At 44.1% G+C, this 16,996-nt stretch carries 15 protein-coding genes; 8 read left to right on the top strand and 7 right to left on the bottom strand.

Translation table 11 applies throughout. From position 1 onward, the window contains the following. Positions 1 to 116: 116 nt before the first annotated feature. The 6 genes from F551_RS0107740 to tpiA all read right to left on the bottom strand — a co-directional run bounded on the left by F551_RS0107740 (position 117) and on the right by tpiA (position 5,235). Positions 117 to 404, bottom strand: coding sequence for an FtsB family cell division protein (locus F551_RS0107740; protein WP_018996929.1), 288 nt, complete (start codon positions 402 to 404; stop codon positions 117 to 119). A 149-nt stretch (positions 405 to 553) separates the two neighbouring features. Continuing rightward, a complete protein-coding gene (eno, locus tag F551_RS0107735) occupies positions 554 to 1,831 on the bottom strand; it encodes a phosphopyruvate hydratase (RefSeq protein ID WP_018996928.1) in 1,278 nt (425 codons plus the stop codon). A gap of 93 nt (positions 1,832 to 1,924) precedes the next feature. Further along, positions 1,925 to 2,107 (bottom strand): 50S ribosomal protein L32, encoded by a 183-nt coding sequence (gene rpmF / locus F551_RS0107730; protein ID WP_018996927.1) that lies wholly within the window; start codon positions 2,105 to 2,107, stop codon positions 1,925 to 1,927. A 99-nt stretch (positions 2,108 to 2,206) separates the two neighbouring features. Then, on the bottom strand, positions 2,207 to 3,841 hold the full coding sequence (locus tag F551_RS0107720; protein WP_018996925.1) for a CTP synthase: 1,635 nt from the start codon (positions 3,839 to 3,841) through the stop codon (positions 2,207 to 2,209). A gap of 48 nt (positions 3,842 to 3,889) precedes the next feature. Continuing rightward, positions 3,890 to 4,333: a preprotein translocase subunit SecG gene (secG, locus tag F551_RS0107715; protein WP_018996924.1), complete on the bottom strand. Its 444-nt coding sequence runs from the start codon at positions 4,331 to 4,333 to the stop codon at positions 3,890 to 3,892. Positions 4,334 to 4,485: 152 nt separating this feature from the next. Then, complete coding sequence (tpiA, locus tag F551_RS0107710; RefSeq protein ID WP_033404703.1) at positions 4,486 to 5,235, bottom strand: triose-phosphate isomerase; 750 nt, start codon at positions 5,233 to 5,235, stop codon at positions 4,486 to 4,488. Between the two features lie 172 nt (positions 5,236 to 5,407). On the opposite strand from tpiA, the gene F551_RS0107705 reads away from it, so the two are divergent. From F551_RS0107705 to lexA, 6 genes are all read left to right on the top strand, one after another. Next, positions 5,408 to 7,309, top strand: a complete 1,902-nt coding sequence (locus F551_RS0107705) for a peptidylprolyl isomerase (RefSeq protein ID WP_018996922.1) — start codon at positions 5,408 to 5,410, stop codon at positions 7,307 to 7,309. Positions 7,310 to 7,323: 14 nt separating this feature from the next. Next, a complete protein-coding gene (gene trpE / locus F551_RS0107700) occupies positions 7,324 to 8,763 on the top strand; it encodes an anthranilate synthase component I (protein ID WP_026296719.1) in 1,440 nt (479 codons plus the stop codon). Further along, a complete protein-coding gene (locus F551_RS0107695) occupies positions 8,760 to 9,362 on the top strand; it encodes an anthranilate synthase component II (protein WP_018996920.1) in 603 nt (200 codons plus the stop codon). Before trpE ends, F551_RS0107695 begins: the two co-directional genes overlap by 4 nt. Before the next feature lie 11 nt (positions 9,363 to 9,373). Further along, complete coding sequence (gene trpD / locus F551_RS0107690; protein ID WP_018996919.1) at positions 9,374 to 10,396, top strand: anthranilate phosphoribosyltransferase; 1,023 nt, start codon at positions 9,374 to 9,376, stop codon at positions 10,394 to 10,396. After that, on the top strand, positions 10,397 to 11,191 hold the full coding sequence (gene trpC, locus F551_RS0107685; RefSeq protein ID WP_018996918.1) for an indole-3-glycerol phosphate synthase TrpC: 795 nt from the start codon (positions 10,397 to 10,399) through the stop codon (positions 11,189 to 11,191). A 79-nt stretch (positions 11,192 to 11,270) separates the two neighbouring features. Further along, positions 11,271 to 11,963, top strand: coding sequence for a transcriptional repressor LexA (gene lexA / locus F551_RS0107680; protein ID WP_018996917.1), 693 nt, complete (start codon positions 11,271 to 11,273; stop codon positions 11,961 to 11,963). A 24-nt stretch (positions 11,964 to 11,987) separates the two neighbouring features. Here lexA and F551_RS17135 read toward each other — a convergent pair whose 3' ends face one another. Beyond that, the gene (locus F551_RS17135; protein WP_018996916.1) at positions 11,988 to 13,982 is read right to left on the bottom strand and encodes a ComEC/Rec2 family competence protein; all 1,995 of its coding nucleotides are present in this window, start codon (positions 13,980 to 13,982) and stop codon (positions 11,988 to 11,990) included. Positions 13,983 to 14,131: 149 nt separating this feature from the next. Here F551_RS17135 and gltX point away from each other — a divergent pair, with 149 nt between their 5' ends. Further along, a complete protein-coding gene (gene gltX / locus F551_RS0107670; protein ID WP_026296717.1) occupies positions 14,132 to 15,604 on the top strand; it encodes a glutamate--tRNA ligase in 1,473 nt (490 codons plus the stop codon). A 51-nt stretch (positions 15,605 to 15,655) separates the two neighbouring features. Continuing rightward, positions 15,656 to 16,960: a citrate synthase gene (gene gltA / locus F551_RS0107665; protein ID WP_018996914.1), complete on the top strand. Its 1,305-nt coding sequence runs from the start codon at positions 15,656 to 15,658 to the stop codon at positions 16,958 to 16,960. Positions 16,961 to 16,996: the final 36 nt, after the last annotated feature.

The following is a 16,996-nucleotide window of genomic DNA, read 5'->3' as shown; positions in this document are numbered from 1 at the left end:
TTCAGACTACTGAGATGGATAACCTTACGTCCAGTCAGAGCTGCTATGCATTTTTGGTGCTGCGTCGCACCACGTCAAAATTAAACATGAAAACTGGTAGGACCATTTTGGAAAAGTTAATGTTCGTCCAAGCTCAATATTATTTCGTCTTTTCTTGCATACGCAAGTTTTCGACGAGCAAGCTCTTCTACATAATCTAGGTCGAGACTTTCAGGGCTTAACCTTTGAATACGCGCCTCTACTAAGGATTTCTCCTGTTGAATCCCCTCTAAAACAAGGATTAATTCTTTTTCTTGTTTCTGAAGAGCAGTCCATCTTGCTAATCCCTGATCACCGGATAAGGCGTTAAAGGCTAGATAACACAGCACTATACTTAGAATTAAAGTAACTATGAATGTACGCATTCAGGAGATCAGTCTTTTCAAGTGTAATTAACCAATATGTACCGTGTTAAGCTTAATGTAATGTTTAAACATTTTTTTTGCGGCGCAAAATAAAAAACGCTCAAAACTGATCGTTTCGAGCGTTCTTTTTGTCTACTTATACTTCGAAACTATGCACGAATCGTAGCGCGTCCCAAATAAGCACCTTGTTCGTCAAGTTCTTCTTCAATGCGAAGAAGTTGGTTGTACTTAGCTAACCGGTCTGACCTTGCGAGCGAACCAGTTTTGATTTGGCCACAGTTGAGCGCAACAGCTAGGTCCGCAATAGTAGCATCTTCTGTCTCTCCTGAGCGGTGAGACATAACAGATGTGTAGCTGCTTGCAGTCGCCAAGCTAACTGCTTCCATAGTTTCTGTTAGCGTACCAATTTGATTGACTTTAACCAAAATTGAGTTAGCTGCACCCATATCGATACCCTTAGCTAGGCGCTTAGAGTTCGTTACGAATAAATCGTCACCAACAAGCTGACATTTATTTCCAACAAGATCTGTCAGTGTTTTCCAACCATCCCAGTCGTCTTCTGCCATACCATCTTCGATAGAGATGATTGGGTATTTGTTGACTAAGTCTGTTAGGTATTGAGCCATTTCGCCAGAATCTAGAGTTTTTCCTTCACCTGCAAGTACGTATTTTCCGTCTTTGAAAAACTCAGTAGAGGCAGCATCCAAAGCCAATGCACAGTCTTCGCCTGGGCGGTAACCAGCTGCTTCAATTGATTTCATGATGAATGAAATAGCGTCTTCAGTAGATGATAGGTTTGGTGCGAAACCACCCTCATCCCCAACTGATGTATTGTGACCCGCGTCTGACAAGCCTTTTTTCAATGTGTGGAATACTTCTGTACCCATACGCAGAGCTTCAGAGAATGTCTGAGCGCCAACAGGCATAATCATGAATTCTTGGACATCGATAGGGTTATCTGCGTGCTCACCACCATTGATAATGTTCATCATAGGTGTCGGAAGGACGTGCGCATTAGCACCACCAATATAGCGATACAATGGAAGGGCCGCAGCATTCGCAGCTGCCTTCGCTGTCGCCATTGATACACCAAGAATAGCGTTCGCACCGAGACGGGACTTTGTTTCAGTTCCATCTAGATCGATCATGGCTTGGTCTAAACGACGCTGATCTTCAGCGTCTAAACCGATTAGTTCTTCGTAGATTTCTGTATTTACAGCTTCAACGGCTTTAAGCACACCTTTACCGTTATAGCGAGATTTGTCGCCATCACGTAACTCGTGTGCCTCATAAGCACCTGTTGATGCACCTGATGGTACTGCAGCACGCCCTAGCGAACCATCATCAAGTGTTACATCAACCTCAACAGTCGGGTTCCCCCGGCTGTCCAAAATTTCACGCGCGAAAATATCGACGATTTCAGTCATGGCAGTCCCTCTTAACTCATTTGAGATTTACTCGGGACCGCCTATCTGAATTCGGCGCTGCCGGAGCGCTAAACAGCGGCCCCTATAACGGCGTTAGTCTTCTTTAGGCTCTAAAATTTGTTTTCCACGGTACATACCTGATTTAAGGTCAATGTGGTGTGGACGACGCAATTCGCCTGAATCTTGGTCTTCGATGTATGTAGCGCCTTTCAAACGGTCGTGTGCACGACGCATACCGCGTTTGGAGGGCGTGGTTTTCCGCTTAGGAACAGCCATGTTTTTAGCCTCAAAAAATAGGAAAAGGTGGCACGGGGCCACCCAAATCAGCGGGCTTATTACGCCGATAACCGGCGTAATGCAAGCCCTAGTTACGGGTTAAACAAGTCTACTTTGAACTTTTGCTGCTCCAATGAATGAAGAAAACAGCGGATGAGGTTCAAATGGGCGAGATTTCAATTCTGGGTGGTATTGAACGCCGATATACCATGGATGATCGGGAATTTCGACAATCTCCGGCAATTTTCCGTCTGGAGAAAGGCCCGAAAAGGACAATCCAGCCTCCTCTAATTGCTCTTTGAAATCAATATTCACTTCATATCTGTGACGATGGCGCTCTTCAATTGATTCGGAACCATAAATCTCAGCGACACGTGATCCCTTTTTAAGAAGCGCCGTGTAAGAACCCAGTCTAAGCGTTCCACCTAAATCAGTTGATTCGGACCGTACTTCTTTTGCGTTACCTTTGGTCCACTCTTCCATCAGTCCAACAATTTTGGCTTTTGGTGCACCAAATTCAGACGTCCCTGCGCCATCTATCTGCGCCATATTCCTTGCGGCTTCAACGACGGCCATCTGCATTCCATAACAAATACCAAAGCAAGGAATTTTCTTTTCTCGAGCATATTGCGCTGTGCGGATTTTACCTGTGGCTCCGCGTTCACCGAACCCACCAGGAAGCATAATAGCGTGAGCACCTCTTAATTTGGCTTCTAGGTCAGCATCATCACTATCAAATTCTTCAGATTGAACCCATCTGATTTTGACTTTTACTTGATTTGCCAGCCCACCATGATGGAGTGCTTCTATAAGGGACTTGTATGCATCGGGTAATGATACGTATTTTCCGACGATGGCGATTTCAACACTGCCATCGGGAGTTCTCAACGAATCGGAAATATCATGCCATCGTGATAAATCTGGCTCCGGCGCATTATTGATGCCGAAGTGCTTGAGAACTTCTTTATCTAACCCTCGACGATGGTAATCCAAAGGAACTTCGTAAATGTGCTCAGAATCTAGAGCTTCAATTACGCTGTCCTGCCGCACATTACAGAAGAGTCCAATTTTCCTACGTTCACCTTCAGGAATAGGACGTTCAGAGCGACATAAAAGTATATTTGGCTGAATACCAATAGAACGTAGTTCTTTTACAGAGTGCTGTGTCGGCTTTGTTTTCATTTCACCAGCGGTAGAAATGAAAGGAAGCAAAGTTAGATGCACGAACACGGCCTGCAGAGGTTCTAATTCTTGGTTCAGTTGTCTTATGGCTTCAAAGAAAGGAAGACCTTCAATATCGCCAACCGTTCCGCCAATCTCACATAAAACAAAATCAACATCACCTGCGTCTGAAAGAACAAAGTCTTTGATCGCGTTGGTTACATGAGGAATTACCTGAACAGTCGCGCCGAGATAATCACCACGCCGCTCCTTGTTGATAATATTTTGATAAATGCGTCCGGTCGTAATGTTATCGCTTTGCTCGGCAGAGACACCGGTAAAACGCTCATAGTGGCCCAGATCCAAATCGGACTCAGCGCCATCATCCGTAACAAACACTTCCCCATGTTGATATGGAGACATCGTTCCGGGGTCGACGTTTAAATAAGGATCTAATTTACGTAAGCGAACTTTATAGCCGCGCGCTTGAAGCAACGCACCTAGGGCGGCTGACGCGATACCCTTCCCTAAGGAAGAAACAACGCCGCCGGTAATGAAAATATATCTTGTCATGACGGGAAACTATAGACGCGCCAAAATGTGGCGCGCGTCAAGGACTGACTATTGGTTTTCAGGATTTGGTGTAGTGTTTTCTTGAGATTCAGCCTCATCTGATACATTTTCAGATGTGGTTGTTTCTTCAGCTGACAATGCTTCAGAAATCAGATCTGCTGGTTCGGACACCAATGGTGCAGTTTCAGTCGTGTCGCCTAAAACTTCATCCACCAATGAACCTCCAGCTTCTTCCAATGTCTGAGTAACTTCGGAACTGTCTTTAGAGTTTTCGTAGGTAATGCGTGTAAGAGCCAAGCAGGTTACAATGAAAACTGCTGCAAGAAACATTGTAGCTTTAACCAGTGTATCAGCAGCGCCACGTCCAGACACAAGGCCACCGCCTCCTCCGCCGCCCATACCGAGCGCGCCACCTTCAGAACGCTGAAGTAAGACCGACACGATCAGAGCAATACAAGACAGCAAACTGAGTGCAAGAAGAGCATTTTCCATTGTGGTTGGCTAACCTATCTATGAATCCAAACCGCCTGAAAAGCACTTTCAGGCCATTACGCCAAGCCCTAACAAGGCGATTTATAAAAAAAAAGGTGTGTAACAAGCAATTTTCAAGTCACACACCTAGTTTTTTGCAGTCAAACTTGAAATTAAAACGAAGCGATAATCTCCAGGAAGTCCTTTGATTTGAGGCTAGCACCACCAACAAGACCACCATCAACATCATCAATCGCCAAAATTTCTTTTGCATTTGAGGGTTTCATTGAACCACCATATAGAATTGGCGTTGTTGAACCCGAAGTACCCAATAGTTTTTCCAACTCAGCACGAATCAATGAGTGAGCTTCAGCAATTTCTTCTATTGAAGGCGTCAGGCCTGTTCCAATCGCCCAGATTGGTTCGTAACCTATCGCAATAGGTGAAGATTTGGCTTCTTCTGGGATGCTCCCAGAAATTTGTTCGGATACAACAGCAAGTGTGTTGCCAGCTCTACGTTCCTCTAAGCTTTCTCCGATACAGATAATCGGAGTTAATCCAGCTCGAATCACGGCGGCAGACTTAGCCCGAACTGCTTTATCATCTTCGCGGTAGTATTCACGTCGCTCTGAATGCCCAACGATTACATATTCTGCGCCAAGGTCTTTCCACTTTTCGGCACTGATATCACCCGTAAAAGCTCCTGCTTCTTTAGCGTGACAATCTTGTCCTCCAATTTTAAGTGGGCTCTGTACAGTTTTATCCACAGCCAAAGCAGCCAATGTCGCCGGAGGGCAAATAACAACATCACCGTTGAATGAATTTTGCTGAATACTATCAGCGACAGCTTCAATTTCTTTTAGGTCTGCGCGTAGACCATTCATTTTCCAATTCCCTACTATGAGGGATTTTGCATTGCTCATTTCTATTGTCCCGTTGTATGACAGTGCTCTTTTTGGCACATGGTCTTTTTTGGCTTTATCAATTCACATCTTGCGTTAGACGCATAGCTCGCCTAGCAAGCTCATTGAACTGCTGCAAGACTCATGCACGATTGATTTTGTCGTTGCTTTTTAATTTTGGGAGATAATCCTTATGCTGTCTATTGTCCGCCGTATGGTACGGTCTAAACTTATGTTGGTCGTCATCGGGCTATTGATTGTAGGATTAGCTGGCATGGGATTGCCAGACATGTTTTCATCTGCGGAACCTCGCGGAATGATAAGTGCTGGAGATCGTTTCATTGTGAAACGTGATGTTGATCAACGTGTTGATACATATCTTCGTAATGTACGTGAGGCTGAGGGCAGAACTTTATCTCGCCAAGACGCTGCTCAATCAGGAATTATTCAGCAAGTACTTCAAGCAATGATGAATGAGACAGCCTTATTGTCTTTTGCGGATAAAGAAAAAATTGAAGCAACTAGATTTGCCGTCACTGAAATGGTGGCCAATGCACCTCGTTTTAAAAATGCAGTAACTGGTGAATTCGATGAGGAAGCATTCCAATTATTTGCGCGCCAACAAGGCCAGACTGTCAAACAATTGGAAACAGGTATCAAAGAAAGTTTTACGAGAGAGTATCTTGTAAACTCGCTTTCAACAGGTCTTCATACACCGGATGCGCTTGGAAAGGTCTGGATGACCGCTCAATCGGAGCAACGGGAATTCTCATATGTAAATATTCCTAGCGATGCTGGTGGTGATATTGCTGATCCAACCGACGAGCAACTTCAAGCCTTCTATGAGGACAATCAGTCTTCATTCCGACAGCCAGAGCGTAAAGCAGTGACAATTTTATCAATTGCTCCGTCGGACTTTGTTGGAGCCGTTGAAGTCGCTGAAGAAGATCTTAGAAGTGAGTACGAGCTAAGAATAAAAGAATTCTCTTCAGACGAAACACGCGCTCTTAAGGAGTTTTCTTCTCCAAACAGACGCTTGGTTCAACAAGCTGTTGATGAAATTGGCGCAGGTGGAAACCCTGATGAAGTTCTCACAGGACTTTCAGAATTGATTGTAACCACGAGAATTGTTTCCCAATCAGATATTCAAGATGAAGAATACGGAAAAACAGCATTCGGTGTGGCTGAGGGAACCCATTTTGGAGCTTACGAGCTTGAAGAAGGAAACTGGACGGGTGTCATTGTTGAAACAGTCTATGCCGGTACACCTACCCCGTTTGAAAACGTTTCTCATCAAATCAAATCAGAAATTGCCACTCTAGAGGCAGAGAAAATCTTCGAGACCAAGCAGGAAGAGTTTTTTGACCTCGTTGGTGGCGGATTTGATTTAGAAGAAGCAGCAGAAGCTCTTCAAGTGCCTCTTATGTCCTTTGACAGCATTGATCAGCAAGGGCGTACAGAGAACAATCATCTACTTGGTTCAGTGGTCTTTAGACCGGATGCTATGGAAACGCTTAGACAACTTAGCTTTGATGGTGAAGTCAGCGATATACTTGATGATGTTGCCGATGGCCTATACGTCGTAAGATTGGACAAACTTGAAGAGAGTTTCATCCCGCCTTTAGCAGACGTTAAAGAGATAGCTACGAGCGCTTATAAACTGTATGAAGCTTCACAAGGTGCCCAAAACATAGCAGACAAAGTTTTAGCCCGTGCTCAAGAATTAAACGATCTTTCACAAGCAGCGGAAGAAAATGACCTTCTATTCGTAAAGTCAGAAACCAAACTGACGCGCCGCGAAATCCCTGAAGAAATTACACGAGCTATGGCTTTCCAACTATTCAGCACACAAAAAGGTGAATATGCGATCGCTAACGAACAAGACGGTGGACGTACTGTAGTGTTTCTTTCGGACATTACAAACTTAGAACCTGATATGCTCGATGTTCTGGCGACCTCCGGAAAAAGAGCGATTTCAGAATCTTTGGAATCAGACGTTCAGATGGCGTTTTTAGAAGCCGTCTTGGCTGAGTCAGAAGTCGAAGAAAACGGCAAGGCAATAACAGAATACATCCAGACCATGTCTGGAGAATAAACTAGATAAACTTGATGACCACTAGAAAACTGAAAATCCGGCGTAGGCTTGATGATATAGAGACACCCGTGTCTGCGATGCTCAAGCTTGATCCCAATAATGCAGGAACTTTTCTTTTTGAATCCGTCTTGGGCGGAGAACAAAGAGGACGTTACTCATTTATAGGAACCAAGCCTGATTTGTGGTGGCGTGTTTCTGAGGGTTTTGCGCAAACTTCTCCAAATCGTTCTTTTGATGACGTAACATTTGAATCAGACGATCCCATGCAAGATGTCCGTCGGTTTATAGATGAATGTCATGTCGACATTGACGATGATGAAGATGTTCCACCAATGATAGCGGGCGCATTCGGATATCTTGGATATGATATGATCCGTTATGTGGAGACGCTTCCGCCCGCACCTGAAGACACATTGCAGGTTCCGGAAGCGATGTTGATGCGTCCTACGGTTATTTTGATTTTCGATTCAGTGAAGCAAGAAATCATATTGGCAACACCTTTAGATGAAGGTGATGATGTTGCAGCAGATAAGCGTTTGGATGAAATCGAAGAATTACTCGATTCACCGCTTGGAGTTAGTCGCCCCATTGATCGTGATTTAGCTCCTCTGGAATTCACATCCAACACCACAAAGCTGCGCTTCGAAGATATGGTAAGAAAAGCGCAAGAGTATATTCTTGCCGGTGATATCTTTCAGGTTGTTCCTAGCCAAAGGTTTACGGTTGATTTTGAAACTTCTCCCTTTGCACTCTATCGTGCTTTGAGGCGCTTAAACCCCTCTCCTTTCTTATTCTACGTTAACTTGGGCGAGTTTCAGGTCATCGGGTCCAGTCCTGAAATCTTAGTGCGCGTGAGGAACAACACCGTTTCTATTCGCCCCATCGCTGGTACTCTTCCACGTGGAAACACCCCAGAAGAAGATAGGAAAAACGAAGAAACGCTGCTTGCAGACCCTAAAGAACTAGCCGAACATTTAATGCTGCTTGATTTAGGTAGAAATGATGTTGGACGGGTTGCTAAATATGGCAGCGTGAACGTGACTGAAGAATTTATCATCGAGCGGTACTCTCATGTCATGCATATCGTCTCAAATGTCGAAGGCGAACTACGAGACGATCAAGATGCCGTTTCCGCTCTTATGGGAGGTTTTCCAGCTGGTACAGTATCTGGTGCCCCAAAAATTCGCGCCATGGAAATCATCAATGAGCTAGAAACCAACAAACGCGGTGTTTACGGTGGTGGCGTTGGTTATTTTGGAACAAATGGCGATATGGATGTATGTATCGCTCTGAGAACGGCCGTAATCAAAGATAAAAAACTTCATGTCCAAGCTGGAGCGGGCGTCGTAATGGACAGTAAACCTGAGAAAGAGTTTCAGGAGACTGTTCATAAGGCTAATGCGCTGATGAAAGCGGCACAAGAAGCAGCAAGATATGATGGTGCAAACAGATGAGCAAAAACATCAAATCTGATACAAAACCAAACATTCTTGTGATCGATAACTATGATAGTTTTACATGGAATTTGGTTCACTATCTTGAAGAACTAGGTGCGCACACGAATGTAGTTCGCAATGACAAATTTACCGTTGAAGAACTGTTAAATCAAAAACCCGATGGCGTAGTGTTATCTCCTGGTCCTAAAGCGCCCAAAGATGCTGGTGTTTGCCTCGAATTTCTAAAGTCTGCACCTGATAACTTACCGATTTTTGGTGTATGTTTGGGACATCAATCTATTGGTGAAGCATTTGGTGGGCAAGTTGTTTCGGCCCAAGAAATTCTACATGGAAAAGTTTCAACTGTGACCCATGGAAACGGGAATATGTTTGAAGGTATTCCTGAAACCTTTGATGCGGTGAGGTATCATTCCTTGTCTGTTAGACGACAGGGACTTCCAAATGTTTTGAAAATTGAAGCAGAAACCGACGACGGTGAAATAATGGCCGTATCACATGTCGAACGTCCGATATTTGGAGTTCAATTTCATCCTGAATCAATTGGCTCAGAATATGGACACGCCCTACTCAACAATTTTGTAGAACTGACGAAGTAAGGCAATCAGGTATGAGTGACATTGTTAGAGAAGCGATAAAAACACTGGCTGATGGTGAAGAGCTTAACGAACAGCTCGTAATTGATAGTTTTGATGAGATTCTTAGTGGTAGTGTCGACCCAGTATTAATCTCAGGCTTCTTAGTTGCTCTTCGAATTAAGGGGGAAACCCCTTCCGATATCTTCGCTGCCGCATCGGTCATGCGAAAACATTCCAAGAAAGTTGCTGCTCCAGATGATGTAGTTGATACGTGCGGAACGGGTGGTTTACCGTTTAAGAGCCTTAACACTTCGACAGCTGCAGCTCTCGTCATAGCTGGTGCTGGTGGCCGCGTTGCCAAGCATGGTAATCGTTCAGTCCCACCCAAGACCGGATCAGCTGATGTGCTGGAAGCCTTGGGTGTAAATCTAGAAATCAATGAACAGCAATTTCAAAACTGCCTTAAAAATGCGGGCGTTGGTTTTATGTTTGCACGTTCGCATCATTCCGCCATGCGCCACGTTGCCCCGATACGTCAGGAGTTGGGCCTCAGAACTATTTTTAATTTGCTCGGCCCTCTTACCAATCCAGCAAATGCAAAAAACCAAATCATAGGTGTGTTTAGTCGGGACTGGCTCATTCCATTTGCTGAGGTGCTTCAACGCCTAGGCACTCGTAAATCGTGGATAGTGCATGGCGATGACGGTCTGGATGAAATCACTGTGACTTCTGCAACTAAAATTGTAGAAGTGACGCCACAAGAGATCAGAGAGTTTTCAATCTCTCCAACAAATTTTGATATGCCTTTGTCTCAACTTGACGAGTTAAAAGGTGGAAGTCCTCAAGAAAACGCTGACGCTATAAAAGAGCTGTTAAACGGAAAGGTATCCGCATTCCGGAATATAGTAGCGCTAAATGCTGGAGCAGGACTGTACCTATCCGGAAATGCGAACAACCATGCTGATGGTGTTAAATCTGCACTGAAATCAATAGATAATGGTAGCGCTTTAAACGCATTGAACGCGCTGAAAGAACAATCAAACAAAGACGCATAAATGAAAACCGCACTAGATAAAATTATAGACTATAAACGTGATGAAGTTGCTCAACTTAAGCAACAAAGAAGTGCGGAATCTCTTCATTCTGATGCTTTAACACAAACTCCACCGCGTGGGTTTGCAAAGCGTATGCACGATATTTCAAAAGCTGACGAAAATGCTCTTATATGTGAAATAAAGCGCAAAAGCCCCTCTGCCGGTGAGATCAATATGCTGACTGATCCAACAGGTACAGCGCAAGCATATGAAATTGGAGGTGCTGCGTGCATTTCAGTTTTGACAGATATGCCAAGCTTTGGCGGTTCGATTGAAGATATGGTCGCAGTCAGAAATGCTGTTAAAATTCCAGTGTTGCGTAAAGATTTCATGATCGATGAATTCCAATTGCTGGAAGCAAGAGCATCCGGTGCAGATGCTATATTGCTCATTATGGCGGTTTTAGATACTCAACAAGCTATTGATCTCCATCAATGTGCTGATCAATTGGGATTGTCCGTTTTGCTCGAGGCTCACAATGAGGAAGAGTTGGAGCAGGCACTTTCACTCCCTTCCACGCTCGTGGGGGTCAATAATAGAGACCTCAAACGGATGGTTACTGAACTAGAAACCACGGAACGTTTAGCAAGCATGATACCCGACGATAAACTGCTCATCTCTGAAAGTGGTATCAAACACGCGGAAGACATTTCTAGATTGAGAAAAACGGGAGCAAGAGGTTTTTTAATTGGTGAAAGCCTCATGAAATCTGGAAAAACCTCCAAAACTGTAGAAACTCTACGTTCCACCTCATAAGTTTTTGTTCCACGATTGACCTAAAACGAGAACACATGTAGAACTTTACGTGACTCGAAATTATCGATTGGCGGTTCAAATGCTTACGAACAAACAACGTGAACTCTTATTGTTCATCCATCAACGTATCAAAGAAACGGGAGTTTCACCTTCATTTGATGAGATGAAATCAGCTTTGGATCTGGCATCGAAGTCTGGAATTCATAGACTTATCACTGCTCTTGAAGAGCGAGGTTTTCTCAGAAGGTTACCTCACCGCGCCCGAGCAATAGAAGTATTAAAACTACCTGAGAGCGCGACTCCGTCTGCGCCACCACAAGGAAGAAGCAATTTCAAACCTTCGATTATCGCTAATGAAGGGGTGATAACAAACCAAAATATGGCAGCTAACGACACTATTCCGGTATTGGGCCGTATTGCTGCCGGTGTGCCTATCGCGGCCATTCAAAATGAAACCGATCGTGTTGCTGCTCCGACAGGAGGCATGAACGCGGATGATCACTTTGCACTGGAAGTTCAAGGTGATTCAATGATTGATGCAGGTATCCTCGATGGTGATATCGTCATCCTCAAAAAAGGCGACACAGCCACATCTGGCGAAATAGTTGTCGCTTTGGTCAACGAAGAAGAAGCCACACTAAAGCGCATTCGCAAACGCAATGGATCCATAGCTCTTGAAGCTGCAAACCCTGCCTATGAAACTCGTATTTTCGGTCCAGACAAGGTGCGGGTTCAAGGAAAGTTGGTAGCTCTTGTAAGACAATATCACTAAGGCTAGCCTTAAAATTTACGCGCCCTATTCAGTCCATGGGCGCTTGTGAGGGACGCTTCTTGTAATTTTAAAGTTCTCACTTTCTAGTAATACAGAAAGTTGTTCATTCGGATTTTCAAGATTAATTGAAATGCATCTTTCATCCGGCCCACCGGCCTTTTTCTTCAATCGAATTGAAAGGTTTGAATTGCTTTTAATTGAGCAACTCACAAAAGATAAATCCGCCGTATAGGATTCATTATTTATGGCCATTGGTTTATCATCAGCTGAGAGTTTCTTTGTCCCTTTTATAAGGTCTTTTAAACGCATGGGGGCTAAATTAGAGCTTTCAGTTTTGTCATGAATGACATGCACCCAACTATCTCCCTCCTTTATGTAAATACCTGAATTTGTGGAATATAAAATTGGTATAATTGGATCAAAAGACATGTACGCCGCAATTACGAACAAGCCTAACCCTAGAATTTTATAGTATTTTTTAAGAATGATCCCCGCTATCACAGCAGTAATGAAAAGGATGAAATTATTAGCAGTGAGAGAAACATCGCGTATTTCAGGAGAAAGGGTCTGCAATTCTCTTGAAAGATCTAAAATCAACTCCAAAGCATTCCCGAAGCTATGCAAAAACGGTTCTTGAAGACCAATAGGAGCAAAGACCAATGCAAATGCTGCAGAAGGTGCAGCCCACAAACTAACAATTGGCATGACCAAGAGATTTGCTGGAATACTTAGAGGCGCGATCTGCTGAAAATGATAAGCAGCAAAAGGTGCTGTTGCCATAGAGGCAGTTATAGATGTTACAGTTAGCGTCAGAAACCCATTCCAGAGCTTTAAAGCTAGATTAGCCGTCCGATAGAGCCTCCAGTTTTCATACACAGCAATTAACGCTGCTGTGGCAGCAAAGGACATTTGAAAACCTGGCGACAAAACAGTTTCTGGCTGCAGAATCGCGACAATGACAAATGCAACTGCTAACGTCCTTAATGAAAAAGCAGGACGATCTAAAATTACGGCCCAAAGCGCAACTACCGTCATAATATAGGCTCGCTGTGTTGCGACTGAACCGCCAGATAATAGAAGATAGGTCGAAGCGCCCAACAAAGCACTAACCGCGGCAACTTTCTGTATAGGAACTCTCAACGCCAATGGCTCTATAAAAGTAACCATTATACGAGAAAGAAAGTAAAACACACTAGCCGCTAGGCCCATATGCAGGCCAGATATTGCTAGCAGATGCGCTAGGCCAATCGTCCTTAATGCGTCTTGATCTTCAGGTTTTAAAAAACTTCGGTCCCCTGTAATTATTGCTGAAGCGATTCCCCCTGATTTTTCACCTAGAGTTTCTAGAATGTAGATCGAAATTTCTCGCCTTATAGAAGCGATACGTGTCTTTGCTTTTTGAACGAAGTTTTCTTCGGAAAGGTTTGAAGTAGCCTGCGGTTTACATTTTCCCAATACAAATCCAACGGCTCCTATCTTTTGAAAGTATGCCAATCTAGCAAAATTAAAGTCGCCTTGTATTTGAGGTTTGGGCGGAGGAGACAAAAATACTAAACATTTTAATTCTCTACCAGGAAGGAGTTCAGTGTCTTCTTTCTGGGTGACTCGAACAAAATGTGGCGTATCAAGTTTAGGTATTCCGGTAATGGCACCTACTTCAATTTTTAGGCGATTTCCATTTCTCCCTCCTTGGATCTCATCAAGGCGTCCTTCTAAGGAAACTGGACCGATTTTTTCTATTATCTTTGGTGCAGCAACCCAATTTGTTTTGATTTTGGCTACAGAAAAACCAGCTAAATAGCACAAAACGATGTTTATCAGAGCAGCCAGAAGAACTGACTGACGACTTTTTATTATCTGCCGAACTAATCCACTGAGCAGGATACAGCTCATCACCAAAACCCAATTAGGTTCGCTAGATAGCTCTAAATAAGTCGCGATTCCAATTACGAAGCTGATGGGATATAAAAATGACCATCTTAACGCGTGTTGATCTAGAAATTCGGTTAGAAACTTCATGTTTTTACAAAATTTCGATCAATTCGTATGGATATAGCGTGTAAGCACTTGCCCTTTTAACAACATTGGTGTTCTTCAGTGGCAAGAATATGTGTGGCCAAAATGCAATCGGATCTTGGCCCCTATCAAATGAATTTATGAAAGTTGATATGACGGTAATCACCCGCTTTGCCCCCTCGCCGACTGGATACCTACACATTGGTGGTGCACGAACAGCTTTATTCAACTGGCTCTATGCAAAAGCCAATGATGGAAAATTCTTACTTCGTATTGAAGACACAGATCGCGAGCGGTCAACAGAAGACGCCGTACAGGCGATTTTTGATGGTTTAAATTGGTTGGGTATCAAACCTGATGACGAACCATATTTTCAATTCCAACGCGCTGACCGTCATCGTGAAGTTGTTCAACAAATGATTGAAAATGGTCACGCTTTTAAGTGTTACACAACTCAAGAAGAATTAACCGCACGACGGGATGAAGGTGAAGCGAAGAGAAGAGAAGCCAAAGAGGCCATAAAATCGGGTGACGAAGCAAGAGCGGCCGAACTACGTTCAGAAGCTGATGCTTTGCTTGCACCATATAGATCGCCCTATCGCGATGGAAAACAACCAAACGATCCAGGCTCGCCTTACGTTGTGCGGTTAAAGGCACCAGATGATGGACGAGTCGAATTTAATGATGATGTTCAAGGCGATGTCGGTGTTGATACAAAGAACATTGATGATTTAGTTCTTCTTCGTGCCGATGGAACGCCGACATATATGATCGCAGTTGTAGTTGATGATCATGATATGGGTGTTACACAAGTCATCCGTGGTGATGATCATTTGGCGAACACATATCGCCAAATCCCAATTTACCAGGCGATGGGATGGAACTTGCCTAAATATGCACACGTTCCCCTAATTCATGGACCGGATGGAAAGAAGCTCTCAAAGAGGCATGGCGCACTTGGGGTCGAAGCTTATCGCGATATGGGTTACCTTCCAGAGGGCATGAACAACTACCTCCTTCGTCTTGGTTGGTCACATGGTGATGATGAAATCATTCCGCAAGACAAAGCGATTGAATGGTTTGGAACAGACGGTTTAGGGAAAGCCCCAGGTCGTTTGGACTTTGACAAGATGAAATCTGTCAATGCGCACTATATAGCACAAGCAGATGACGATCGATTATGCGACCTACTATTTGAACGCGACGGTTTTGCACAATTGTCTAATGTGGAAAAATCACGTATTCGATCGGCAATGTCTGATATCAAGGGACGCGCGGCTACAATCGAAGAACTTGGTAATCAAGTACAATTCTTGTTAGACCTTCGTCCAATCGAAATTACAGGCAAGTTGAAGAAAAAGATGTCTCAAGACGCTTTAGAGCGCTTATCAAAGCTAACTATTCGTTTTAAGGACTTATCAAATTGGGAAAATTCGGCTTTAACAGCTGAAATTTCCAACTTCTGTGCGGATGAAGAAATCGGCATGGGAATGATTGGACCAACTTTACGCGCCGCTCTCACCGGCGGTGCGCCAGCGCCTGACCTCGGTTTAGTGCTGGAATGGCTAGGACGCGACGAAGCGTTAAGCCGGATCAAAGACCAACTAGATAAGGTTAGCGATTGAATCTCAATCTGACTGACCACAAACTCGAATTTATAAGGGGCCGATAAGAAAATGGAAAATAAAGTCAAACCTAACGGAACCGCGACATTCACGGTCGCAGGTAAAACTGCAGAGCTTCCAGTATATTCAGGAACACACGGCCCTGACGTCGTAGACATTGCTTCACTAAACAAACAAACAGGCCATTTCACACTAGATCCTGGTTTCACATCAACAGCTAGCTGTGAAAGCCAAATTACGTTTATTGACGGTGGCAAAGGTACTCTTCTTCACCGTGGCTACCCGATCGACCAATTAGCTGAACAATCTGACTTTTTAGAAGTGTGTTATCTTCTCCTAAACGGTGAACTTCCAAGCCAAACAGAATTGGCAGACTACAAACACACAATTACTCACCACACTATGATCCACACGCAATTCGACAGATTCTTTGAAGGATTCCGTCGTGATGCACACCCGATGGCGATTATGACAGGTGCAGTTGGTGCACTGTCTGCTTTCTACCACGATTCACTAGACATCAATGACCCGCAGCACCGCATCATTTCAGCAAACCGCCTAATTGCTAAAATGCCAACTATTGCGGCTCGTGCTCACAAATACTCAATCGGACAGCCGTTTATTTCACCAAGAAATGACTTGGGCTATGCAGCAAACTTCTTGCGGATGTGTTTCGCCGTTCCTGCTGAAGATTATGAAGTGCAAGACGTCATGGCGCGCGCTATGGACCGTATCTTCATCCTTCACGCCGATCACGAACAAAATGCGTCAACTTCTACAGTGCGTCTTGCAGGTTCATCTGGTGCGAACCCATTTGCGTGTATCGCAGCGGGTATTGCTTGTCTTTGGGGGCCGTCACACGGTGGCGCAAACGAAGCTGCATTGACTATGCTTCAAGAAATTGGTTCAGTTGAGCGTATTCCGGAATACATCGCAAAAGCTAAAGACAAAGATGATCCATTCCGTCTTATGGGCTTTGGACACCGTGTCTATAAAAATTATGACCCACGCGCGAAGGTAATGCAGAAGACTTGTCACGAAGTTCTTGATGCTGTTGGCGCATCAAATGACCCTCTTCTTCCTATTGCAATCGAACTCGAAAAAATTGCACTTGAAGACGAGTATTTCGTTAAACGTAACCTGTATCCAAACATCGACTTCTATTCAGGTATCACATTGAAAGCGATGGGTTTCCCGACAGAGATGTTTACAGTGTTGTTCGCACTTGCTCGTACAGTTGGTTGGGTTGCTCAATGGCAGGAAATGATTGAAGATCCAACTCAACGTATTGGTCGTCCGCGTCAGATTTATACTGGTGCAGCAAACCGCGACTATGTGCCGGTGAGCAAACGCTAAAATTAGTTTCGGTTCATTTAAATTGAAGCCTGACTG

It is taken from the genome of Hirschia maritima DSM 19733 (genome assembly GCF_000378345.1).
GTDB classification, from domain to species: Bacteria; Pseudomonadota; Alphaproteobacteria; order Caulobacterales; family Hyphomonadaceae; genus Hirschia; species Hirschia maritima.
Note: the sequence above shows the minus strand (reverse complement) of the source record. Positions and strands in the feature narration are given on the sequence as shown.